The organism is Nocardioides sp. NPDC006273 (assembly GCF_040613495.1).
Lineage (GTDB): Bacteria > Actinomycetota > Actinomycetes > Propionibacteriales > Nocardioidaceae > Nocardioides.
The window spans coordinates 1-22,266 of the sequence record NZ_JBEXSD010000077.1 but is presented as its reverse complement, the minus strand read 5'-3'; the positions used below and the strand labels follow the sequence as shown (position 1 = coordinate 22,266).

The 22,266-nt window shown below is 69.6% G+C and carries 20 protein-coding genes; 16 read left to right on the top strand and 4 right to left on the bottom strand.

All coding sequences use genetic code 11. The features are described 5' to 3' along the window. The first annotated feature begins 255 nt into the window (after positions 1-255). The 3 genes from zwf (at position 256) to ABZZ22_RS24160 (ending at position 4,199) form a co-directional block, all read left to right on the top strand. Complete coding sequence (gene zwf, locus ABZZ22_RS24170) at positions 256-1,698, top strand: glucose-6-phosphate dehydrogenase (protein WP_354937095.1); 1,443 nt, start codon at positions 256-258, stop codon at positions 1,696-1,698. 392 nt (positions 1,699-2,090) lie between these two features. After that, on the top strand, positions 2,091-3,497 hold the full coding sequence (locus tag ABZZ22_RS24165) for an MFS transporter (protein ID WP_354937092.1): 1,407 nt from the start codon (positions 2,091-2,093) through the stop codon (positions 3,495-3,497). Between the two features lie 123 nt (positions 3,498-3,620). Beyond that, positions 3,621-4,199, top strand: a complete 579-nt coding sequence (locus tag ABZZ22_RS24160) for a TetR/AcrR family transcriptional regulator (protein ID WP_354937089.1) — start codon at positions 3,621-3,623, stop codon at positions 4,197-4,199. On the opposite strand, the gene ABZZ22_RS24155 is transcribed toward ABZZ22_RS24160, so the two are convergent. Continuing rightward, a complete protein-coding gene (locus ABZZ22_RS24155) occupies positions 4,196-5,233 on the bottom strand; it encodes an ATP-binding cassette domain-containing protein (protein WP_354937086.1) in 1,038 nt (345 codons plus the stop codon). The genes ABZZ22_RS24160 and ABZZ22_RS24155 overlap by 4 nt on opposite strands. Positions 5,234-5,473: 240 nt before the next feature. Here ABZZ22_RS24155 and ABZZ22_RS24150 point away from each other — a divergent pair, with 240 nt between their 5' ends. Both ABZZ22_RS24150 and ABZZ22_RS24145 read left to right on the top strand, forming a co-directional pair. Continuing rightward, a complete protein-coding gene (locus tag ABZZ22_RS24150; RefSeq protein WP_354937083.1) occupies positions 5,474-5,722 on the top strand; it encodes a DUF433 domain-containing protein in 249 nt (82 codons plus the stop codon). A gap of 18 nt (positions 5,723-5,740) precedes the next feature. Further along, positions 5,741-5,881: a DUF5615 family PIN-like protein gene (locus ABZZ22_RS24145; protein ID WP_354937098.1), complete on the top strand. Its 141-nt coding sequence runs from the start codon at positions 5,741-5,743 to the stop codon at positions 5,879-5,881. Positions 5,882-6,733: 852 nt separating this feature from the next. On the opposite strand, the gene ABZZ22_RS24140 is transcribed toward ABZZ22_RS24145, so the two are convergent. Continuing rightward, positions 6,734-7,900 (bottom strand): MFS transporter, encoded by a 1,167-nt coding sequence (locus ABZZ22_RS24140; RefSeq protein WP_354937080.1) that lies wholly within the window; start codon positions 7,898-7,900, stop codon positions 6,734-6,736. A gap of 188 nt (positions 7,901-8,088) precedes the next feature. Here ABZZ22_RS24140 and ABZZ22_RS24135 point away from each other — a divergent pair, with 188 nt between their 5' ends. The 10 genes from ABZZ22_RS24135 to ABZZ22_RS24090 all read left to right on the top strand — a co-directional run bounded on the left by ABZZ22_RS24135 (position 8,089) and on the right by ABZZ22_RS24090 (position 18,229). Beyond that, positions 8,089-9,306, top strand: a complete 1,218-nt coding sequence (locus tag ABZZ22_RS24135) for a helix-turn-helix domain-containing protein (RefSeq protein ID WP_354937077.1) — start codon at positions 8,089-8,091, stop codon at positions 9,304-9,306. 86 nt (positions 9,307-9,392) lie between these two features. Beyond that, complete coding sequence (locus ABZZ22_RS24130; RefSeq protein WP_354937074.1) at positions 9,393-10,802, top strand: fatty acid desaturase; 1,410 nt, start codon at positions 9,393-9,395, stop codon at positions 10,800-10,802. Continuing rightward, positions 10,799-10,993: a ferredoxin gene (locus tag ABZZ22_RS24125; protein WP_354937071.1), complete on the top strand. Its 195-nt coding sequence runs from the start codon at positions 10,799-10,801 to the stop codon at positions 10,991-10,993. The genes ABZZ22_RS24130 and ABZZ22_RS24125 overlap by 4 nt, the downstream gene beginning before the upstream one ends. Positions 10,994-11,021: 28 nt before the next feature. Then, the gene (locus tag ABZZ22_RS24120) at positions 11,022-12,176 is read left to right on the top strand and encodes an FAD-dependent oxidoreductase (protein WP_354937068.1); all 1,155 of its coding nucleotides are present in this window, start codon (positions 11,022-11,024) and stop codon (positions 12,174-12,176) included. A gap of 26 nt (positions 12,177-12,202) precedes the next feature. Further along, the gene (locus ABZZ22_RS24115; protein WP_354937065.1) at positions 12,203-12,892 is read left to right on the top strand and encodes an FCD domain-containing protein; all 690 of its coding nucleotides are present in this window, start codon (positions 12,203-12,205) and stop codon (positions 12,890-12,892) included. Further along, entirely contained in the window at positions 12,889-13,650 is a 762-nt protein-coding gene (locus ABZZ22_RS24110; protein WP_354937062.1) for a creatininase family protein, read from the top strand. The genes ABZZ22_RS24115 and ABZZ22_RS24110 overlap by 4 nt, the downstream gene beginning before the upstream one ends. 123 nt (positions 13,651-13,773) lie before the next feature. Next, positions 13,774-14,772: a PHB depolymerase family esterase gene (locus tag ABZZ22_RS24105; protein ID WP_354937059.1), complete on the top strand. Its 999-nt coding sequence runs from the start codon at positions 13,774-13,776 to the stop codon at positions 14,770-14,772. Between the two features lie 6 nt (positions 14,773-14,778). Continuing rightward, positions 14,779-16,320 (top strand): AbgT family transporter, encoded by a 1,542-nt coding sequence (locus ABZZ22_RS24100; RefSeq protein ID WP_354937056.1) that lies wholly within the window; start codon positions 14,779-14,781, stop codon positions 16,318-16,320. Positions 16,321-16,453: 133 nt separating this feature from the next. Then, positions 16,454-17,293, top strand: a complete 840-nt coding sequence (locus ABZZ22_RS24095; protein ID WP_354937053.1) for a sulfurtransferase — start codon at positions 16,454-16,456, stop codon at positions 17,291-17,293. A gap of 60 nt (positions 17,294-17,353) precedes the next feature. Then, positions 17,354-18,229: an NAD(P)-binding domain-containing protein gene (locus tag ABZZ22_RS24090; protein ID WP_354937050.1), complete on the top strand. Its 876-nt coding sequence runs from the start codon at positions 17,354-17,356 to the stop codon at positions 18,227-18,229. Here the strand turns inward: ABZZ22_RS24090 and ABZZ22_RS24085 are convergent. Then, on the bottom strand, positions 18,218-18,637 hold the full coding sequence (locus tag ABZZ22_RS24085) for a VOC family protein (protein ID WP_354937047.1): 420 nt from the start codon (positions 18,635-18,637) through the stop codon (positions 18,218-18,220). The genes ABZZ22_RS24090 and ABZZ22_RS24085 overlap by 12 nt on opposite strands. Before the next feature lie 52 nt (positions 18,638-18,689). After that, on the bottom strand, positions 18,690-19,412 hold the full coding sequence (locus ABZZ22_RS24080; protein WP_354937044.1) for a TetR/AcrR family transcriptional regulator: 723 nt from the start codon (positions 19,410-19,412) through the stop codon (positions 18,690-18,692). A 382-nt stretch (positions 19,413-19,794) separates the two neighbouring features. Here ABZZ22_RS24080 and nhaA point away from each other — a divergent pair, with 382 nt between their 5' ends. Further along, on the top strand, positions 19,795-21,678 hold the full coding sequence (nhaA, locus tag ABZZ22_RS24075) for a Na+/H+ antiporter NhaA (RefSeq protein WP_354937041.1): 1,884 nt from the start codon (positions 19,795-19,797) through the stop codon (positions 21,676-21,678). Positions 21,679-22,266 lie beyond the last annotated feature (588 nt).

The window sequence follows — 22,266 nt, the reverse complement described above, 5'->3', positions numbered from 1 at the left end:
CTCGTCCAGCGCGGACTCGATCGTGTCCTTGCCCTGGTCGAGCTTGTCGGCGGTGCCGGTCATCTCGTCGTATGTTGCCCCGAAGTCACTCATCGGTCGTTACCTTCCCGCGATCTCATTACACGACACCAGTCGAGGCGCCGTCCGTCAGAGTGGGTTCTACCCACTGTGGCGAGTTCTAAACAGCTCGGAAAGTAAAATGCCGCCGCACCGTCGGACCCGGCTCACACGACCCGCGAGTGGGAGACTGAGTACGTGTCCTCGAAACCAGCCCCGCACGTCCTCGTTCTCTTCGGCGCGACCGGCGATCTCGCCGCGCGCAAGCTGTTCCCCGGGCTGTATCGGCTCGCCCTCGCCAAGCGGCTTCCCGACCACCTCGCCATCATCGGCAGCGGGCGCCGCTCCCCCGGCACCGACGACGAGTTTCGTGACCAGGTCCGCCAGGCGCTGAACGAGTTCGTCAAGGAGGTCGACGAGAGCGTCGCCGGGCCGCTGCTGGAGCGGATCCGCTTCGTCGCCTCTTCCGCCGAGGACGGGGCCGAGCTGGCCGAGGCGGTGCACGAGGTCGAGGACCGGCTCGCGCTGGAGAGCGAGCAGACCGTGGGCGACGTACAGCGTCTGCTCTATCTCTCCGTACCGCCGCAGGCGGTGGAGCCGATGGTCGGGATGCTCGCTCGCGAGGGACTGAACGTCCGCAGCCGGCTGGTCGCGGAGAAGCCGTTCGGCACCGACCTCGCCTCGGCGCGCGAGCTCGACGCCGTGCTCGGCGAGGCCTTCGACGAGAAGCAGGTCTTCCGTATCGACCACTTCATCGGGAAGGAGGCCGTGCAGAACCTGCTGGCGCTCCGCTTCGCCAACGGTCTCTTCGAGCCCGCCTGGAACAGGCACAGCATCGAGTCCGTGCAGATCGACGTCCCGGAGACGCTCACCGTCGAGGGTCGCGGCAGCTTCTACGAGGGCACCGGCTGCCTGCGCGACATGGTCACCACCCACCTGTGCCAGCTGCTCGGGTTCGTGGCGATCGAGGACCCGCACGCCTTCCGGGAGGGCGCGATCCGCGCGGCGAAGGCCGCCGCCTTCGCGGCCGTCCGGCCGCTGGACCCCGAGCGCGTGATCTTCGGGCAGTACGACGGCTATCGCGATGAGCCCGACGTCGCCGCCGACTCCGACGTGGAGACGTACGTCGCCATCGAGGCGTGGATCGACAACGACCGTTGGCGCGGGGTGCCGTTCTACCTTCGCACCGGCAAGGCGCTCGCCGCCGGGCGGCGGACGATCACGATCCGCTTCATCGACCCTCGCCACCAGTGGCTGCAGCCGGCCGACCCGGGTCGAGCGGAGCCCAACGAGCTGGTGATCGAGCTCAGCGACGAGGCCCGGATCGAGATCGACGTCCGGGCCAAGCGACCCGGCCCCGGCATGGCGATGGTCGAGGGGGTCTTCCGCCTCGACCTCGCGGGCGACGCCCCGGACGCCGGGCCGCTGGAGGCGTACGAGCGGCTGCTCCTCGACGTGATGAACGGCGACCGGACCCTGTTCACGAGTGCGCGCGAGGTCGAGCGGCTGTGGGAGATCTGCCAGCCGGTCCTCGAGCATCGGCCCACCGTGGAGCCTTACCCGCAGGGGTCGTGGGGGCCGGAGTCGGCGCTCGAGCTGCCGCTCGGCGGCTGGCGGCTGGGAAGGAACCAGTCGGCCTAGGTCGCGTACGACGCTCGGGCCCGGACGCGGAAGCGACTCCGCTGGTCTCGACGCGCCTCCACCTGGCTGTTTCGGCGACTCCGCAGGCGGGCCCTACCCCTCGGCGAGGGCGCGGATGTTCACCGAGGTAACTCGGTGAACGCCAACCTCCTTCGTGGAGTTCCGCGAGGGAGGTGAGCGCTGACCGAGTTACCTCGGTGAGCATTCACGGCAGCGACCCGCCAGCCACGGCGACGACCAACTGCGCGGCCGATCTTGCGGCGGCTCGCGCGCTCCCCTGAGCCGTCGCGAGCACGCCCGATGAGGCGACCTCGAAAACTCTCTTGTCGAACACTGCCGTTCAGGTTAATCTCGAACAACAGTGTTCATGTTAAGCGACTCGAGGAGACCCCATGACAGACAAGACAGCTGAAGACACGGCGATGGAGCAGGCAGCGGACCCACGCCGATGGCGGTTGCTCGGCCTGCTGGGCCTGGCGCAGTTCATGCTGATCCTCGACGTCACCGTGGTGGCGATCGCGCTGCCGCACATGGGCGCCGACCTCGGGCTCGGCCGGGATGCGCTGACCTGGGTGGTGAGTGCCTACACGCTCGCGTTCGGCGGGCTGATGCTCCTCGGCGGCCGGATGGCTGACCTGTTCGGACCCAAGCCGGTTGTGCTGGCGGGGCTCGCGACGTTCACCGTGGCCTCGCTGGCCACCGGTCTCGCCACGAGCGCGGAGCTGGCGATCGGCGGCCGGGTGGCGCAGGGCGTCGGAGCGGCGATGCTCTCCCCCGCTGCCCTCTCGACCGTGGTGCGGCTCTTCGACGGCGAGGAGCGCAACCGGGCGCTCGGGATCTGGTCGGCGCTCGGGGCTGGAGGGGCAGCGATCGGCGTACTTCTCGGCGGGGCCCTGACCGCGGGGCCGGGCTGGGAATGGGTCTTCCTGATCAACGTGCCCGTCGGCATCGTCGTGGCACTCATGCTCGCCCGACAGCTTCCGGCGCTGCCGGCATGGGGAGGCAACGCACGTCTCGACCTCGTCGGCGCGCTCGTCGTCACCGCCGCCACCGGGCTGCTGATCCTGGGCTTCATCGAGGCCGGCGACGAGGGCTGGAACTCGAGCCGCACCGCCCTCCTCCTCGTCGGCGGCATCGTCGGGTACGCCGTCCTGGGCGCCTGGCTGCGGCGTACGCGACACCCGCTCATCGACCCCGCTCTGCTCTCGCGGCGACCGGTCCTGTCCGGCACCTTCGTGCTGTTCGTCGCGACCGGGCTGATGGTGGCGGTCTTCTTCCTCGGGACGTTCTATCTGCAGAGCGCCGCCGGACACGGGCCGCTCACGACCGGACTGCTGTTCCTGCCGGTCGCCGCCGCGACCATGGTCGGCGCGCAGATGGGCGGCAGGTTCATCGGACGCCTCGGCGCCCGCACCCTCGGTGTCATCGGGCTGTCGATCGCCGCCGCCGGGCTCGTCGTGCCCGCGTTCGGCATGAACACGCTGACGACCGTCGTCGCGGTCAGCATCGGCTCGGCCGGTCTCGGCACCCTGTTCGTCGTCGCCGCCGCGACCGCGCTGAGTCAGGTCGAGCCGCATCTCGCGGGCGTCGCCTCCGGCATCCTCAGCACCTTCCACGAGCTCGGCGCCTCGCTCGGTGCAGCAGTGATGTCCGGCGTCGCCGCGGCCAGCCTCGTCGACGGCACCACCGCCGGCTTCGAGCGGGCCTACCTGGTCGCAGCCGTGATCGCCGCGCTCGCCGCCCTCGTCGCCGGCGTCCTCATCCCCGGTCGCCCGGCATCCCCTGAGATCCACCAGTGATCCGACCTGGAAGCCGAGTCATGACCAAGGTGATGTGCGCGTGGCCGGCCGGACGGCGGTGACCGGACCCGGAGACCCTTAACCTCTACGTTGACGTTCACTATCTCAGGGGAGGACTCGTCGATGACGACCGTGAAACGCGCCGACGCACTCAAGAACATCGAGTCGATCATGGATGCGGCGACCGCCTGTCTCGCCCGCGACCCCGACGTCAGCGTCGCTGACATCGCCAAGGCCGCGGGCGTCGGCCGGGTCACCCTCTACGGCCACTTCGAGTCCCGCGCGACGCTGGTCACCCAGGTCGTCGAGCGGGCCATCAAGCAGTCCGACGAGGCGCTCGGCGCCGTCGACCTCGACGGCGAGCCGCGGGCCGCGCTGCGCAGGCTGCTCGAGGCGTCGTGGCAGTTGACCCAGCAGTACGGAGCGCTGATCGTCGCGGCCGAGCAGAGCATGCCCCACGAGCAGTTCCAGGCGATCCACGTCGGGCTGATCGACCGCTGGAAGCCGCTGATGGAGCGCGGCCGCAGCGAGGGCAGCTTCCGCGACGACCAGCCGCTCCAGTGGCAGCTCACCTTGATGCAGAGCGTCCTCCACGCCGCCTCCGGCGCCGTCTACCGCGGCGAGATCGCCGCGGTAGACGCCGCCGCGCTGATAGACGGCACCATCCAGGCCGCCCTCACCTCGCCGGGCGCGACCGACTAGGCCAGCTCTGCCCATCCCGCGCTCACACGCACCCGCCGCGCTGCGCCCGCACGCCGGATCCAGTGCCGGTCGTGCGTGACCGTGACGACGGCACCTGGGTGATCGTCCAGAGCGTCCTCGAGCTGGTCGACGAGCTCGGGGTCGAGGTGGTTGGTGGGCTCGTCGAGCAGCAGTACGTCGCCCGAGTCCGCCAGCGCGACCGCGAGGTCGAGCCGGCGACGCTGCCCGACCGAGAGCGCCCGCACCTGGCGCCTCAGGTCCTCTTCGCGCAGCAGCCCGAACCGGCGCAGCCGCTCCACAGCGTCGTCGCGGTGGACCCCGACGGCGCGTGCGAACACGGCGACGACCGAGCCCGTCGGCGGCACCGCGACCTCCTGCCGCAGCCACGAGACCCGCGCTCCCGGGGAACGCTCGACGACGCCCGCGTCAGGAGCGATCTTGCCGGCCAGCAGTCGCAGGAGTGTGGTCTTGCCGGCGCCGTTCGGTCCGGTCACCACCCAGCGGTCCCCTGGGCTCAGCGTCCACCCGGCGATCCGCAGCCGGGCGCCCTCGTCGCGGCGTACGTCGTGAAGGGCGAGGTAGTGCCCCTCGGGCGGCGGCTCCTCGGACCGGAGCCCGGCGGAGAACCGGAGCGGCTCGGGCGGCGGTGCGACGGGCCCGGCCCGCAGCCGGGCGACCCGCTCCTTCGCCATCCGGATCCGGCCCATCGCCCCGTGGTCGCGGCTGCGCGCACGGAAGGCGCCGTGACCGAAGCCGTCGAGCTCGAGCTTGCGCGGGATCGCCTCGAGGCGGAACGCGTTCGCCTCGACGAGACCCTCGTTGCGAGCCAGCTCGGCCTTCCACTGCTCGTGCCGCTCGGCCTGGCGGCGTCGCTCCGTCGCGCGCGCCACCAGGAAGCCGGCGTAGCCGTTGCCATAGCGGCGCAGCTCGACACGGTCGAGCACGACCCGCTCGGCGAAGCGGACGGTGACCGAGCGCAGCTCGCACACGCGGTGGCTGCGGACCGTGGAGGTGATGGAAGCAGACGGGAACAAGAGGACTCCTCTGCGCGACGGTCGACCGCCGCGGCGATACGCATCAGCAGATGCAGGATCGGAAACGGACCTCGAGCGCGCCGATCAGACGACGCGGTCGCTCAGGACCCGCTGCGGAGAAACCTCGACGCAGCGTCCCGATCGATTACTTCAGAGTTCCCATCGCAGACAACGATAGCGGGCAGAGCGCCCGCGCGCGATGCAGTTGGTCGAGATGCGCAGAGGCGTAGACTTCGGCGCATGACGCAGACAGTTCCGGGATTCGACCGGCTGACCGTAGAGCCCGACAAGCTCGGTGGCCAGCCGTGCGTTCGCGGCTACCGGTTCGGTGTCGACCAGCTCCTCGAGCTCTTCGCAGCAGGGATGACCTTCGAGGAGGTCCGCGAGGACTTCCCGTTTCTCGAGCCCGAGGACGCCCAGCAGGTCTTCGCCTACGTCGCCGCACTCGCGCAGCGTGACTTCTACCTTCCGCTGCAGGAATCTGCGTGAGACTGCTCCTCGACCAATCTGCCGTACTCCATCACCAAGGCGATCACCGACGACTGGGACGTCATCCACACCGAAGACGTCAACCTTCAGCGAGTTACCGACCCCGAGATCTTCAGCTACTGCATCGAGACCGACCGCGTGTTGGTCACGGCGGACTAGAAACTCACGAAATTCCTCGCGTCCTCAAGGGCTTCCGCCCCGAGCGTGGTGGTCCTCCGGGGATTCGTACCTCACAAAGTGGTACTGGCCGAGGCCTTGGTCCGGCACCTTCCACAGATCGAGGAAGCGATTGGGGCGGTCGGCGACGCCATCTTCTCCATCGCGCCCGACCGTCCAGTTCGAGTCCAGCGGCTGCCCCTCGGAATCGCCGCTCCCGTCGTGGAGTAGTTGCGCTCAATCTTCGCTAAACGGCCGCGCGAAGGGGGAAGTCATTTGAGTGCGCTTGCGATCGTGCCGAACGTCGCCACGAAGAGACCTAGGGTTGCAACCTGCTGCTGAGGCCCGCTGAACCACCCACGAAAGGCATTACGAGCGGTGTCGAGTCGGGTGAGAGCCCGAAAGCGCTGCCACTTGTGTTGGCGGAAACTGCAGCCACCAAGGAGGCCGTAGGAGTTGTTACGACACGTCGTTCCATCCCGGTTGGCGGCCCCACACGAGGTCGGTGCTCTGAAAAGCAACCATACGAAGCACAACAAGAACACCGAGGACAGCACGAGCGGTCCGACGTCGAACCCAAACAGCAGGAGCACCGCAACGGCAAGGAGCAGGTAGCCCCAATAGCGGCGTACGAGCCTAGATGTCTTCTTACCCATAACAGCGGCCTCCCGAGAATATGGCTACACCTCAAAGCCTATTGACGTTCTCGTGAGCAAGTTCGCGCTTCCCGAGGAATCCCATCGAACTTTCCGCCTAGCGGACCGTAGCTCGGAAGCATGAGATGAAACTGCCGTCCCGTCCGCCTGAAGACAGCGCCGAGACGGTCGGGGGCCGCTGTAGCCGGCGACAACGCAGTCAGCGCCCGTGCCTCGACATGGCAAGCGCCCCGAGGACAGGGCCAGGCACCAGGAGCAGGAAGGCGTACTGCCAGCTCGAGGCCGCAGCCACGAGCGGGGTCAGCTGAATGCTCACGACGGTGAGGGCGAAGCCGATGGCGGTCTGGGCGCTGAGCGCGGTGCCGACGAAGCGGCTGTCGGCGACCTCGGACAGAGCGGTGGAGAAGACGCCGGAGTCGGCGATGACGGATGCTCCCCACACGGCGCAGAAGATCGCGACCACGGGCGCCGGCGCGAGGAAGGCCAACGGCGACAGTACGCAGCAGGTCCCGCTGACCGACAGCGCGGTGACGGCAGCGGCGCGCCGGCTGTACCGGTCCGCTGCCCACCCGCCCAGGAGGCAGCCCGCGAGGCCGAACAGTCCCATGCTGACGAAGACGAGCAACGAGCGCCCATCGCCCAGCTGCTCGGCGGCGCGGGAGTGCAGCAGATACGCCGGGATCCAGGTCCACAGCGCATACAGCTCCCACATGTGGCCGAAGTAGCCGAGGTTGACCAGTCTGGGTCCACGTTCGGCGAACATCGTGAGCACGTAGCGCGGATGCAGCGTGACCGGCCCACGAGCCAGGTGCGGACCAGGGCGGACGACCGCGATGGCGAGCGCGGCGCCCAGCACGCCGACGACCGACGTCACCAGCAGCACGTCGCGCCACGGAAGCGTCACCAGACCGCCGATGAGATGCGGAAGCGTCGACCCGATGGTGAGCGCACCGATGAGCAACCCCATCGCCAGGCCGCGGTTCGTGCGGGGAGCCCAGGACGCCATCAGCTTGATGCCGACCGGGTAGACGCCGGCGAGGAAGAAACCGGTGGCGAAGCGCAGGACCAGCGCGACGGCGAGACCGTCGGCGAACCACGCGAGCAGAGCCGTACAGACCGCCGCGAGCAACGAGCTGGCGCCCATGAGGACCTGCGCTGACCACCGATCGGCCAGATTCAGTACGGTCGAGGTCAGGGCGCCCGTGACGAATCCCAGCTGCACGGTGCCGGTGAGCCACACCGCCTGGGTGCTGCTGGTCCCCCACTCGGCCTGGATGCTCGGGACCACCGCCGAGACCGAGAACCACACAGCGAGCCCGAGGACCTGAACGGCTGCGATCGTGACTCTCTGTGCGATAGGGGTCATCGGCATGAGCCTCTCGAGCGCCGTACGGCTTGGTCGTTGCTTGGGCAGCCAGCATGCCCTCACGCGGAGGGCGACGCCAGCCTTCGCGGCAAGGCCGGCGTGCTCGACGGACCGCCGATCCGACGGTCGCCGGATCGGCGGTCTTAAACTGCCGGGACGCACCGCCCGACGATGGAGAAGTGAGCGCCATGACCGACCTCGCTGCCTGGTTGACGGCTTTCGCCGACGAGCAGCGCCGGCCGGACGAGGTCGCCCGGTGGGCCGCCTCGACCGCTGACGCGATCCTGGTCGACGGCGAGATCGATCTGGCCGATCTCAGACCCATGCTCCTGAAGGCCGTCGAAGAGCATTGGTACGCCTTCCTCGACCGGATCACGCTGCCGGACACCGAATTCGAGCTGGTCCCGTCCGCACGTGCCATCGCGCTCGAGGCCGCCCGCCGCCATCTTGGCCTCCCGCTGCTGCTCAAGGTCTACCAGCGGGCCCAGGAGGAGAGCTGGGGCTTCGCTGTGCAGGTCGTCCGGCAGGCGCCCAGCGATCTCGACCACGAGGCCCTGCTGGTCTGGTTCTGGACGAAGGCCACCACCTGGTTCGGCTCCTCGGTCGAGCAGTCGGTGCTGATCTACCAGACGGAGTCGAACCGGATCCGGCAGCGCGGCGACGCCCGCCGCTTCGAGGTCGTCTCGGAGGCGCTACGCGACCGCAGCGTCGCTCCCTCCGAGCTGTCCGCCGCCCTCGACGGCCACCCGGTCAACATCGCGGGCCACATCGCCCTGGTGGCACACGCGCTCACCGCCGACTCCATCGAACAGCTCGAGCCGGCCCTCTCCGCGGTCACCCGCAGGATCGGGCCCGCCCGGTCGGTCCTGGTGCGCCCCGGCGGCCGGGAGATGTGGGCCTGGCTCGCGCTGGGCGAGCGGCCGGACACCGTGACCGACACCGGGATCGACCCCACCGCCGTCCGGGTGACCCTGGGCGTCGGCGGGAGCGGTCTGGACGGCTTCGTCGCCGCGCACCTCGACGCGCAGGCAGCCCAGCGGGTCGCGTTGGCTCCGGGTCGGCGGGAGCCACTCACCGCCTACGACGATGTGGCCGCGCTGGTCCTCATTGGGCACGACCCCGCTGCCGCCGAGCGGTTCACCCGGGCCACGCTGCGGGGTCTGGCCGACCCGCCCCATGGCCGGCTCCGCGAGACCGTCCGCGAGGTGCTCACCTCGGCCGAGACGGCCGACAGGATCGCCGAACGGCTGGGCATCCACAAGAACACCATCCGCTACCGCCTCGCCCAGGCCGAGGGCCTGTTGGGCCGCCCGCTGCGGGAGCGCGCAGGAGACCTGCTGTTGGCGCTCGACTACCACGACGCATTCCTCACCGCGTCGACTGTGAAAACTCACAGTTTCCCGTGACCGATTCGGCGTGATCAGCCAGAGACTTCGCTGCTGGGTACGTCCATTCTGACAGGAGACGTAACCGACCTCACAGGAGGCAGCAGATGACACTCGACGCCAGCGGCGCCGTCGACCAGAGTTCCACCGGGAGATGGCGGGACCGGAAACGCTATCTGTGGCTCCTCGGCCTCATCGTGCCGTCCTTCGCCTTCATCGCGGTCGGCGGCTACGCCCTGACCGGCTGGGGGGTCTTCCTGTGGGTGGGTCCGATCGTCGTCCTCGGCCTGGTCCCCGCCATCGACCTGGTGGCAGGTCTGGACCGCTCCAACCCGCCCGACGACCTCATCGAGGAGCTCGAGGAGGACAGGTACTACCGCTACATCACCTTCGCGTTCCTCCCGATCCAGTACGCCGGATTCATCTTCGCGATGTACCTGATCGCGACACAGGACTGGCCGCTGGCGCACAAGATCGGCCTCGCCCTCACCATCGGATTCATCGGCGGCATCGGCATCAACACCGCCCACGAGCTCGGCCACAAGAAGGAGAGCCACGAGCGCTGGCTGTCCAAGATCGCGCTCGCGCAGAGCTTCTACGGACACTTCTACATCGAGCACAACCGCGGCCACCACGTACGCGTCGCGACGCCCGAGGATCCCGCCTCCTCCCGGATGGGCGAGAACCTCTACACGTTCTGGTTCCGCACCGTGTCCGGCTCCCTCAAGAGCGCCTGGGGCCTGGAGGCCAAGCGCTACCGGCGCAAGGGGACCCACCCGTTCCATTTCGGCAACGACGTCCTCAACGCCTGGCTGATGAGCGCTGTCCTGTGGGCCGGGATGACGCTGTGGCTGGGCGTCGGGATCCTGCCCTACCTCGTCCTCCAGGCGGTCATCGGCTTCTCCCTGCTGGAGGTCGTCAACTACCTGGAGCACTACGGGATGCTGCGCCAGAAGACCACCTCCGGGCGCTACGAGCGGGTGCTGCCGATGCACTCGTGGAACTCCAACAACATCGCCACCAACGTGCTCCTCTACCACCTGCAGCGCCACAGCGACCACCACGCCAACCCGACCCGGCGCTACCAGACCCTGCGTGACTACCGGGAGTCCCCCGCCCTGCCGACCGGGTACGCCGGGATGATCGTGCTGGCCCTGGTCCCGCCGCTGTGGCGCCGGGTGATGGACAAGCGCGTGGTCGACCACTTCGACGGCGACGTCCGGCTGGCCAACGTACGCCCCGGGCGGCTCGACAGGCTGCTCGCCCAGTTCCCGCCGCCCGCGGCCGAGCCGGCCCTCGAGGAGATCGAGGACGTGACCCGGCAGACCTTCGACGACGAGATCGCCGCGGGGCGCTGCCCCGGCTGCGGCTACGTCTACGAGGTCGCGGTCGGCAACGAGCTCGAGGGCTTCGCGGCCGGCACCGCCTGGCGAGACATCCCCGACGACTGGTGCTGCCCGGACTGCGGCGTACGCGAGAAGGTCGACTTCATCCCGATGAAGGAGTCAATGCTGTGAGTTCCATCGAAGCCGACAAGACCGTGTGCGAGGGCATCGGCATGTGCGAGGCCCAGGCCGACGACTACTTCCAGGTCGGCGACGACGGCCTCGTCGAGATCCTCACCGCCGAGGTGCCCGAGCCCGACCGCGGCTACGTCAAGGCTGCCATCGAATCCTGCCCGGTCTCCGCGCTCCGCCTCCTCGGCTGAGCCCGGCCCGACGAGACGGACCCGAACCATGTCATCTCCCCACCACCGTCATCTCCTCGTCGTCGGAGCCGGCCTGGCCGGGATCCGAGCCGTCGAAGGGGCGCGCGCTGCCGGCTGGGCCGGGCGGGTCACGGTCGTCGGCGACGAGCCGCACGCTCCGTACGACCGGCCGCCGCTGTCGAAGACCGTGCTCGCCGCCGAGGATCCCCCGGCCGTGCCGGCGCTGCGGTCCAGCGAGGTGCTCGAGACGCTGCAGGTACGCCATCTGGCGGGAGTGCGCGCAGAGGCCCTCGACACGGAGCGCCGGACGGTGACCACCACCGCCGGAGAGCTCGGCTACGACGCCCTGGTCATCGCCACCGGCAGCGCCGCGACGACCTTGCCCGAGCTGTCCGGGGTCCGCGGGGTGCACGCGCTCCGCAGCTACGACGACGCGCTCGCCGTGCGGGAGGCATTGACCCGCTCGCGAGAGGTGGTGATCGTCGGCGCCGGGTTCATCGGCTCGGAGATCGCCTCGGCCGCCCGCGCCCGCGGCATCGACGTCACCCTCGTGGAGGCAGGCACCCGGCCGCTGGAGCGGGCGGTCGGCGCAGGCGCCGCCGCGCGGCTGATGCAGCTTCACACCGACGCCGGCGTCCGGCTGCTCACCTCGACGACCGTGTCCGGCATCCGCTCGACCAACCTCGGCGTCGACAAGGTCGAGCTGAGCACCGGCGAGACCCTGGCCGCCGACGCGGTGGTGCTCGGCATCGGCGCGCGCCCGGCCACCGCATGGCTACGCGACAGCGGCGTCTCCCTGGACCCGCGCACCGGTGGCGTGCTCTGCGACAGCCGGCTCGCCACCAGCGCTCCCGACGTCTGGTCCGCGGGCGACATCGCCTGCGTCGAAGGCGTACGCAGCGAGCACTGGATCGCCGCCGGCGAGCAGGGCCGGGTCGCCGGTGCCAACGCCGCCGGAGCCGCCGAGGTCTTCGCCTCCGTCCCGTTCGCGTGGTCGACCTGGCACGGCCACCGGATCCAGGTCGTCGGCGAGACCACCGCAGCCGACGAGGAGGACCACGGCGACGGGTTCGTCCTCTACCGGCGAGAGGGCAGCGCGGTCGGCGCCGTCGGCATCGACAACCCCGGTCCGATCGCCCGCCTCCGCCGCGCGCTGACCGCTCGGCCGTCCCTTGACGAGTAGATCAATAAGTGATTTAGTCACTTAATGTGACCAGCAACACACCATCTCTCTCTGAACGCATCGCCGACGGGATCGTCGCCATGATCGAGGCCGCCGGCCTCGAGCCTGGCGACGCCCTGGCGTCCTCCCGCGACCTCGCCAAGCGGTTCGAGGTGACCACGCCGACGATCCGGGAGGCGCTGCGCCGCCTCGAGGCGACCGACGTGATCCGCTTCCGCCACGGCTCGGGCACCTACGTGAGCGGCGGGGTGAACCGGCGGCTGCTGGTCAACCCGCACGTCTCGGAGTCGCGCAGCGAGTCCGTCCTGGAGCTCCTCGACGCCCGGATCGTGCTCGAGCCACCGGTCGCGGCCGCCGCGGCCGCGCAGCGTACGGACCACGACCTGGCCGCGCTGACCTCCTCGGCCGACAACGCGCTCAAGCCGCAGTACGCCGACGAGCGGCCCGAGCTGCACTTCCACGTCGCGCTCGCGGGCGCCTCCGGCAACCTGCTGCTGCGTGAGACCGTCGAGGCGCTCCTGCAGGTCAGAGCCCGCGACCAGATCGAGATCCGGCACCGCTACACCGACCGCGACCGAGACCATGCCGACCACCTCCGCATCGTCGAGGCCGTCCGCGACGGAGACGCTGACGCAGCAGCCGCGTTGACCCGCGAGCACCTGCTCGCGATCCGCGAGGCGCTCGCCGCCACTCTCGACATGGAGCAGCCTCGATGACCGCGAAGCTCGCCGAGATGACCACCGTCGAGGCCGCGCAGGCGGCCGAGAGCGGCACCGTCGCGGTGATCCCCGTCGGCGCGTTCGAGCAGCACGGCGCCGGCCTCCCCCTGGCCACCGACCAGATCCGCGCCGAGGCGCTCGCCGACGCCGTCGCGGAGGCGCTGCCCGGGAAGGTGGTGATCGGCCCCGGCGTACCGGTCGGGGTCTCACCGCATCATCAGGCCTTCGCCGGCACGGTGAGCCTGCGTCCCGCGCTGTTCGCCGCCGTCGTACGTGAGTACGTGGAGTCGCTCGCAGCCCACGGCTGGCAACGGTTCCTGGTCATCACCGGGCACGGCGGGAACAACGCCACCCTCGGCACCCTGGCCCAGGACCTGCTGCGCGACCGGCCCGACCTGGAGCTCGCCTGGGCACCGGTGACCGTGCTGGCCAAGGACACCCTGGCCGCCATGGAGCTGAGCCCGGTCAGCGGCCACAGCGGCGAGGCCGAGACCTCCCAGATGCTGCACGTCGCCCCCCACCTCGTACGCCGCGATCTGCTCGCCCCGGGCACCACCACGCCCGACGAGCTGGATCCGTTCGCCCGGTTGGCCCGCTCGGTGAGCCATCCCGCCGTGGCCCTCCCGTACGACCGGCTCTCCCCCAGCGGCGTGCTCGGCGACCCCCGTCGCGCCACCGCGGAGGACGGCCGGGCGATCTTCGCCGAGGCCACCGACCGCGTCGTCGCCTTCATCAAGGAGTGGCTCGACACCTAGGCCACCGGCCCACCCACACGCTCGGGACCCGACCGGGACGGGTCTCGACAAGCTCGACCACCAAGGTGCCCGGGCGATCCAGCACACCCGAAATCGAATCAGCTGCCCCGAAAGGAGCACGACATGTCCCCACGACACCTCCGCTTCCTGTCGCCGGTCATCGCCGTCACAGCCGTGGCCGCGGTGGCTTCGGCCCCCAGCGCCGTCACCGCCCTGGTCCCCGCTTCCGCCAAAGCCCCCGCCCAAGCCGGAGCCGGAGCCGAGACCGTCACGAGCAGGACGCCGTGTGCCAAGCCCACCGAGCAGGAGCCCGACAGCAGCCAGAAGCACAAGCTCACCAGCGGTGAGCTCGAGCGCGGCTACGTCCTCCGCCTTCCCGAGGGCTACGACCGCCGGGACGACTGGCCGTTGATCGTCGCCTTCCACGGTCGCGGCAGCACCGGCGTGGAGGTCGAGGGCTACTCCGAGCTCTCCGAGCTCCCCGCCGTGGTCGCCTATCCCGACGGCGCGATCGGCACCGGGTCCGGGCACCGCAAGGCCTGGCAGGGCGCACCGTACGAGGCCCCCGGCGTCGACGACGTCGCCTTCACCGCCGACCTGCTCACCGCCATCGAGGCCGATCACTGCATCGACGCGACCCGCGTCTACGCCACCGGGAAGTCCAACGGGGGCGGACTGGCCGCCCTGCTCGCCTGCCGGATGCCGGGAACGTTCGCCGCCGTCGCGCCGGTCGCGCCCGCGCTCTACCCGGGCACCCGGGCCGGGTGCACCGAAGCATCCCCGACGCCGATCCTGGAGATCCACGGGGTCGCCGACGCCACCATCCCCTACGCCGGCGACGCCGACCGTGACCTGCCCGCGATCCCCGAATGGGTCCAGGGGTGGGCCGACCACAACGGCTGCGCCACCAGCAGGACCCGCACCAACCGCGACGTCGCCACCACCCGCTGGGCCGGGTGCGACCAGGGCGCCGACGTCCAGCACGTCGCCGTCCACGGCGGCGGCCACGTCTGGCCGGGCGCCGACACCTACTCCGGTGGCGGTCACGTCACCCACACCATCGAGTCCGCGACGGTGATCTGGGACTTCTTCTCCCGCCACCGCCTCACCAGCGAAGGGTGACCCACGATGACCAGCACCGCGACCCCGACCGGCAGCGACAGACTGCCGTGGATCATCCGCGCCATGGGCGTGATCGAGCGTGTCGGCAACGCCCTGCCGCACCCGTTCTGGCTCTTCTGGATCCTCGCCGCCATCCTCGCCGTGATCAGCGCGATCTGCGCGGCCGCCGGGGTCTCGGTGATCTCCCCCAGCGACGGTGAGGAGGTCGTCGTCCAGAACCTGCTCAGCGGCGACGGTCTGGCGATGGCCGTCTCCACGATGGTCTCCAACTTCGCCCAGTTCCCACCGATGGCGACCATCGTCGTGGTCATCATGGGCGTCGCCGTCGCCGAGCGCACCGGCTTCCTCACCGCCGCGATGAAGGTCGGCATCTCGCGGGTGCCGGTGGGCTGGGTGGTCTTCGCCGTGGCGTTCACCGGAACCGTCGCCCACGTGGCCTCGGCCGCGGCGTACATCATCCTGGTCCCGCTCGGCGGCCTCGCCTTCCGGGCGGTGGGGAAGTCCCCGATCCTCGGGATCGTGGTCGCCTACACCGCGATCGCGAGCGGGTACGACGCCAGCCCGGTCCCGACCCCCAACGACGCGATCTTCGCCGGCATCACCACCGCCGCGGCCCAGATCGTCGACGAGAGTGCGTACGTCTCCCCCGTCAGCAACTGGTTCTTCAACATCGCCTCGTCCGTGCTGCTGGCCGCGGTGATCACCCTGATGACCAAGCTCGTCCTCTCCAAGCGGCCCGACCTCAAGCCCGACGAGGACGCCGACGACGGCGACTTCGGCACCCTGGAGCTCGACGGCCGCGAGCGCCGGGCGCTGCGCTGGGCACTGCTCACCCTGCTGGCCGCGATCGTGGTCATCGCCGCCGTGGTGATCCCGCCGTCCTCTCCCCTGCGCGGCGAGGACGGGTCGCTGACCGAGTCGCCGTTCCTCACCGGCATCGCCGCGATCGTCGCGATCCTCTTCGGCATCGCCGGCACCGTGTACGGCACGCTGTCGGGTGCGATCACCAAGGCCGGTGACGTGCCGACGCTGATGGGCCAGGGGATCAAGCAGATGGCTCCGGTGCTGGTGCTCTTCTTCGCGATCGCCCAGTTCCTGGCGTACTTCGACTGGACCCATCTCGGCGACGTCATCGCGGTCAACTCCGCCGAGGCGCTGCAGACCAGCAACATCCCGGTCTGGGTGATCTTCCTGCTCGTGCTGGCGCTGCTCAGCATCGTCAACATCATGGTGACCAGCGGTTCGGCGATGTGGTCGATCGCCGCACCGGTCCTGGTGCCCATGCTGATGCTGCTCTCGGTCCCACCGGAGACCACCCAGGCGCTCTTCCGGATCGCCGACTCCGGCTCGACCGCGATCACCCCGATGAGCCCCTACTTCGTGATGGCCCTGGGCTTCCTGCAGCGCTACCGCAAGGACGCCGGCATCGGCACCCTCGCCTCGTACACGCTGCCGCTCGCGATCACGATGAGCCTGGCCTGGACCGCGCTCTTCTTCCTCTGGTGGGGCCTCGGCATCCCGCTCGGCCCGGGGGCACCGGTCCGCTGAGTGAGGCTTGGCGCGCAACGTCGCCGCGTGTAACACGTTGTTCGTAGGACTACCCGCCCGTTATAACGACCGGATAGTCCTACGAACGACGTGTTACACGTGATGGCGCCACCCGACTGAAAGACTTCGACCCGTGAACGTACTCATCAGCGCCGACGAGCTGGCCACCTCGCTCGGCTCCGACCACCTGCCGGTCCTCCTCGACGTACGCTGGCAGCTCGGCGGCCCGCCGGGACACGAGTCCTACCTCGAGGGCCACCTCCCCGGCGCCGTCTACGTCGACCTCGACACCGAGCTGGCCCGCCACGGCGAGCCCACCGACGGGCGCCACCCGCTCCCCGAGCTCTCGGACCTGCAGGCCGCCGCCCGTCGCTGGGGGATCTCCGCCGGTGACACCGTCGTCGCCTACGACGCCGTCGGGAACACCTCCGCCGCCCGCGCCTGGTGGCTGCTGCGCTGGGCGGGCGTCGCTGACGTACGCCTCCTCGACGGCGCCCTCGGTGCCTGGACCGCCGCGGGCCTCCCGCTGGCCACCGACGACGTCGTGCCCACACCAGGCACGGTGACGCTCACCGCAGGCCACCTGCCCGTGCTGCCGTTCGAGGAGGTCGAGACCTATGCGGGTCTTCTCCTCGATGCCCGTGCCGCGGAGCGCTATCGCGGAGAGGTCGAGCCCGTCGACCCGAAGGCCGGGCACATCCCCGGCGCGGTCTCCGCGCCCACCGTCGACAACCTCGGCCCCGACGGCCGTTTCCTCCCGGCCGAGGAACTCCGGGACCGGTTCGCCGCGCTCGGCGTCGAGGCCGATGCGGCCGTGACCGCCTACTGCGGCTCGGGCGTCACCGCCGCCCACCAGATCGCGGCCCTGGCCATCGCCGGCCACGAGGCCGCACTCTATCCGGGCTCCTGGAGCCAGTGGAGCAACCACGACCTCCCGGTCGCGACCGACCAGGCCGACGGCAACAACCCTTGACCTCAAGTCGACTTCATCTTTCAGGATGGTGACACACCACGAGAGATGGAGTTGAAAACCATGGCGGAACGCAACGACCGACCGGCGGTCACCGTGATCGGGATGGGCAACATGGGCTCGGCGGTCGCGCGGACCTACCTCGAGCGCGGCTATCGGACCACCGTATGGAACCGGACGGCGGACAAGGCCGAGGCCATGGCCGACGCGGGCGCTCTGGTCGCCTCCACTGCGGCGAAGGCGGTCGCGGCGAGCCCGGTCACGATCCTCAGTCTCCTGGACAACGCCGCAGTAGAGGACGTGCTCGGCTCCGTCGGCGACGCGGCCTCCGGCCGGACCCTGGTCAGCCTGACCAGCGGCTCCCCCGCCCAGGCGCGGGCGAACGCGTCGTGGGCGGTCGAGCACCACGCGGCGTACGTCGACGGGAAGGTCATGGGCGACCCACCCGACGTCGGCACGGCCAAGGCCTCGCTCGCCTTCAGCGGCGATCGCGACGTGTTCACGACCGTCGAGCCGGTGCTGAACGAGCTCGGCACCCTCACCTACCACGGGCCTGACGCCGGACACGCGGCCGTGGAGTTCAACGCCCAGGTGGCGATGGGCTTCGAGTTCCTGATCGGTTTCCTGCACACCCTCAGCCTCGTAGAGCGCGAGGGCATGGACCCCGAGACGTTCACCGAGCGGCTGGCCGGGTCGCTCGACGGTTACGCCGGGCTGATCCAGATGATGGCCGCCGCGATCAAGAGCGGGACGTACGGCCCCGACCTCGGCTCGCTCGACGTCCAGGCAGCACTGATGGACGACCTGATCGGGCATCGGGAGGCAGCCGGCGTCGAGACCGTACGGATGCGGGAGGTGAAGTCGCTGATGGATCGGCGGATCGCCCAGGGCCACGGCGACCAGGGCTTCTCCAGCATGTATGAGCTGCTACGCTTCTGACCTCTGTGCCTCCCAGGCGGCGACCTCCGCCTCGGAACGCAGCACGCAGAGCTGGTTGCCCTCGGGATCGGCGAAGATCACCCAGCCGGTCCCGGGGCCGTACTTCCCACGGTGATCGGCGACCTGGGTCGCGTCGAGGCCGACCAACCGCTCGACCTCCTCGTCCTGCGTGCTGCCGGCACGAGGGCGCAGGTCGAGGTGGATCCGCTTGGCGGGCAGCTCCGCGTCGGGCACCTCGATGAACAGCAGCCGGTGGCCCGTCTCCGGGTCGAGGATCATGCACTCCTCGTGACCCGGCAGGTTCGGGTCCCCCTCCACGTCGACGTAGCCGAGCAGGGCCTTCCACCACTCCGAGAGCGCGTATGCGTCGTGGCAGTCGATGGTGGTGTGCGAGACGAAAAGAGTCATGCGTCCATCGAAACCTACCGGCGCACCCGAGTCCACCCGGTTTCAGGCGGACTCAGGCGGACTCGGCGACCTGCTCGTCCATGAACTGCGGGAGCAGCTCGATCGCGAGCGGAGACGCGGCGTCGATCTTCTCCTGAGAAACGCCGCAGATCCGCAGGCAGGTGGCGGCGATGGCCCATGCCTCGCGGCACGGGATCCGCCGACCCGGCTCCTCGGTGCGCATGTTGATCACGCCCTCGACCTGCTGGATCAACAGATCGCCCAGCTGCTTGCGGCCGACCGTCGAGCGCACCGTCTCCGAGGCGACCTCGCTGGCCAGGTCCGCATAGTGCGCGGCCAGCTCGGCGTGCTCGTTGCGGAACTCGTCGTAGACCTCGCACTTGGCCACGTCGGGCAACTGGTAGAGCATGCCGACGTTGTGCGGCACGTCGGCCAGGGTGCGTACGTCGACGAGGACCAGCAGATAGAGCGCGGTCTCGAAGTCGAGCGGTGGCACGCGGTTCAGGATCTTCTCCACCTTCTCCGTGGTCGGCCGGACCGACCGGCGAAGCAGCTCGCCGAGGATCTCGTCCTTCCCCGCGAAGTGGTAGTAGAGCGATGCCTGGCGGATCCCGACCACGTCGGCGATCTCGCGGGTAGACGTCGCCGCGAAACCCTGGGAGACGAACAGCTTTGAGGCTGCGTCCAGGATCTGGTCACGCGGTGAGGTCGTACCTGAGTCGGGAACATGCCTAGGGCGGCCGGGCCGAGAGCGCCTAGTTGTCATGTTGCCCATCTAACTCTCCTCCGCACTTTCAAGGAAGACTTGAAAGGACTTTATCCTCTACAAATTATGAGCAGTAGGACCTATTGGGCATAGCCAGAGTGGGCTATGCCCAGGATGTGCGTGTTTGAGTACGTCGGTACCCGTTTACGCGCAGCAGAAGCCCCCATGCACGGCTTGGTGACCGGGTCGCGCCAACATGATTCTGCGCTTCCGTCCGGTTTCACCTGCCGTCGAAGGGCTAACGACGATGTGGATGACAGGTCACGCATCTGTTGGAAACTCGTGTAACGCCTGTGGCGACCGCCACTTGGTGGCTCGCTGTCCGGCGCTAAGGGCACTCCCGCGCGGACACTCGCGCCCGGCGACGCGCGCGCAGCCTAGGATTCTCGCCGTGGGAGATGAGCAGACGCGCGGTCGTCGCGACGCAGACCCGACCGGGCAGCTCGGCACCACCCTTCGCCACTTCATGCACCTGGAGTCGACGAGCGCGGCGCTGCTGGTGATCGCCTCGCTGCTGGCGCTGGCCTGGGCCAACTCGCCGTGGTCGCACGGCTACGAGCACCTCTGGGAGACGGTCCTCTCGGTCCGGTTCGGCGACATCGGACTCTCGATGGACCTGCACCACTGGGTCAACGACGGACTGATGGTGGTCTTCTTCTTCGTCATCGGCCTGGAGGTACGCCGTGAGCTCGCCGTCGGCGAGCTCACCGACCGTCGTCGCATGGTGGTGCCGCTGGTCGCCGGTGCCGGCGGACTGCTCCTGCCCGCGATGATCTACCTGATGCTGAACCCCTCGGGCGAGGCGGCCCGCGGCTGGGGCATCGTGATCGGCACCGACACCGCGTTCCTGCTGGGCATGCTCGCGCTGGTCGGGCCGGCCGTCTCGACCCAGCTGCGCATCTTCCTGCTCACGCTGACGGTCATCGACGACATCGTCGCGGTGAGCGTGATCGGGATCGCCTACACCGAGAACCTCCGGATCGCTCCGCTCCTGGTGGCCGGGCTGGCGCTGGTCGGGATCTTCGTGCTCGACCGGGTGAAGGTGTGGCGGGCCGGTCCCTACCTACTGCTCGTCATGATCGCCTGGGTGGCAACTCTCGGGGCCGGTCTGCACGCCTCGATCGCGGGAATGCTGGCCGGGCTGCTGGTGCCGGCCGCGGAGCCGACCCGCGCCCAGATGGAGGTCGCGATCTCGCGGTTCCGGGCATTCCGGCAGTCGCCGCTGCCTACGCTGCAGCGCGAGACCCGCGACCAGCTGACCCGCACGATCTCGGTCAACGAGCGGCTCCAGGAGACGCTGCACGTTCCGACGAGCTACCTCATCGTGCCCGTCTTCGCGCTAGCCAACGCCGGCGTCGACCTGCGCGACGGCGTGCTCGGGGAAGCACTCAGCTCGCCGGTGACCTGGGGCGTCGTGGCGGGCCTCGTTCTTGGCAAGACCCTCGGGATCGGCGGCGGCGCGCTCGTGGCGACACGGCTCGGGCTCGGAAGGCTGCCGCAAGGCGTCGGCGGCGGCCACGTCCTCGGCGGAGCCGCGCTGTCCGGGATCGGCTTCACCGTCTCGCTGCTGATCACCACACTCGCCTTCGACTCCGAGACGCTGCAGCGCGACGCGATCGTCGGCGTACTCATCTCCGTGGTGCTCGCCTCCGCGCTCGGCTGGCTGATCTTCCAGCTCTCCGCGCGCTTCCTCGGCCAGCGCGACGCGGCCCTGCCCAAGCTGCTCTCGCCGCCGGTCGACCCGGATCGCGACCACATCTACGGCGACGAGGACGCCGAGGTCACCCTGATCGAGTATCTCGACTACGAGTGCCCCTTCTGCGCCCGCGCCACCGGCACCGCCAACGAGGTCCGCGACTACTTCGGCCCCCGGATCCGCTACGTCGTACGCCACCTCCCCCTCCCCCAGCACCCGCACGCCGAGCTGGCCGCCGTCGCCGCCGAGGCCGCCGCGCGGCAGGGCAGGTTCTGGGAGATGCACGTGCACCTCTTCGCCAACCAGAACCAGCTCGAGCACCAGGACCTCGCCGGCTATGCCGCTGTCCTCGGGCTCGACGTCGAGCAGTTCCTCCGCGACCTGGAGGACCCCGACCTCGCCGAGCACGTCCGCGACGACATGGCCTCCGCCGAGGCCAGCGGCGCCCGGGGCACCCCGACGTTCTTCACCGGGTCGCATCGGCACGAGGGGCGTTACGACGCTCGCACCCTCATCGCCGCGCTCGAGCGGTCGGCTACCGGGGAGACTGCGCGGCTTGGGATGCGGTCTCGGCGCTGAGTGGTGGCCCCGGGTGGTCGAGGTTGTCGAGACCCCCACCCCCCGTCGGTCGAGCCGCCGGAGCCGCTAGGCGGAGGCGTGTCGAGACCAACACATTGCTTCCGGTGGTCGAGCTTGTCGAGACCTCCCTGCCGGAAGCCTTTCGCCCGAAGGGCAATCAGGGCCGCCGACCCTTCTTCGAGGATCTTCTCGAGGAACCCCGGAGTAAAGCACGGCCTTCGGCCGCCGGCTTCGCCGGCCGCTTCGCGGTCCTTGACTCCGAGCTCCCTCGAGAAAGATTTGGCTGGCTATCGGGGCGGCGGCCCGGGTGTGGCGCAGCGCATTCTTGCTTCGGAACGGTGACGCGCGTGGGGCGGGAGGGGTGGCCCTCCGGGCCACTTACCATGCACAGGTGCGGCGCCGTTCGCTCACCGCGAAAAGTGCATTTGACCTGCACAGATAGGTATCCACGGAGGCATGGAAGAGATAGAATCGGAGGCAGTACGACACGCCTTTGAAGGGAGGTGACAGCCATGAGCATCGACCACTGGGGCACCGGCCCCACCGACCTTCTCGAATCTGCTCTTGGTGCCATCGAAACCTCCCTCG

What these genes read in the sequence shown, in the direction of transcription:
- ABZZ22_RS24165 (WP_354937092.1), top strand. Translation starts at nt 2,091, where the DNA reads ATGACAGACAAGACAGCTGAAGACACGGCGATGGAGCAGGCAGCGGAC.
- ABZZ22_RS24160 (WP_354937089.1), top strand. Translation starts at nt 3,621, where the DNA reads ATGACGACCGTGAAACGCGCCGACGCACTCAAGAACATCGAGTCGATC.
- ABZZ22_RS24150 (WP_354937083.1), top strand. Translation starts at nt 5,474, where the DNA reads ATGACGCAGACAGTTCCGGGATTCGACCGGCTGACCGTAGAGCCCGAC.
- ABZZ22_RS24140 (WP_354937080.1), bottom strand. Translation starts at nt 7,900, where the DNA reads ATGACCCCTATCGCACAGAGAGTCACGATCGCAGCCGTTCAGGTCCTC.
- ABZZ22_RS24135 (WP_354937077.1), top strand. Translation starts at nt 8,089, where the DNA reads ATGACCGACCTCGCTGCCTGGTTGACGGCTTTCGCCGACGAGCAGCGC.
- ABZZ22_RS24130 (WP_354937074.1), top strand. Translation starts at nt 9,393, where the DNA reads ATGACACTCGACGCCAGCGGCGCCGTCGACCAGAGTTCCACCGGGAGA.
- ABZZ22_RS24120 (WP_354937068.1), top strand. Translation starts at nt 11,022, where the DNA reads ATGTCATCTCCCCACCACCGTCATCTCCTCGTCGTCGGAGCCGGCCTG.
- ABZZ22_RS24110 (WP_354937062.1), top strand. Translation starts at nt 12,889, where the DNA reads ATGACCGCGAAGCTCGCCGAGATGACCACCGTCGAGGCCGCGCAGGCG.
- ABZZ22_RS24105 (WP_354937059.1), top strand. Translation starts at nt 13,774, where the DNA reads ATGTCCCCACGACACCTCCGCTTCCTGTCGCCGGTCATCGCCGTCACA.
- ABZZ22_RS24100 (WP_354937056.1), top strand. Translation starts at nt 14,779, where the DNA reads ATGACCAGCACCGCGACCCCGACCGGCAGCGACAGACTGCCGTGGATC.
- ABZZ22_RS24090 (WP_354937050.1), top strand. Translation starts at nt 17,354, where the DNA reads ATGGCGGAACGCAACGACCGACCGGCGGTCACCGTGATCGGGATGGGC.
- ABZZ22_RS24085 (WP_354937047.1), bottom strand. Translation starts at nt 18,637, where the DNA reads ATGACTCTTTTCGTCTCGCACACCACCATCGACTGCCACGACGCATAC.
- ABZZ22_RS24080 (WP_354937044.1), bottom strand. Translation starts at nt 19,412, where the DNA reads ATGGGCAACATGACAACTAGGCGCTCTCGGCCCGGCCGCCCTAGGCAT.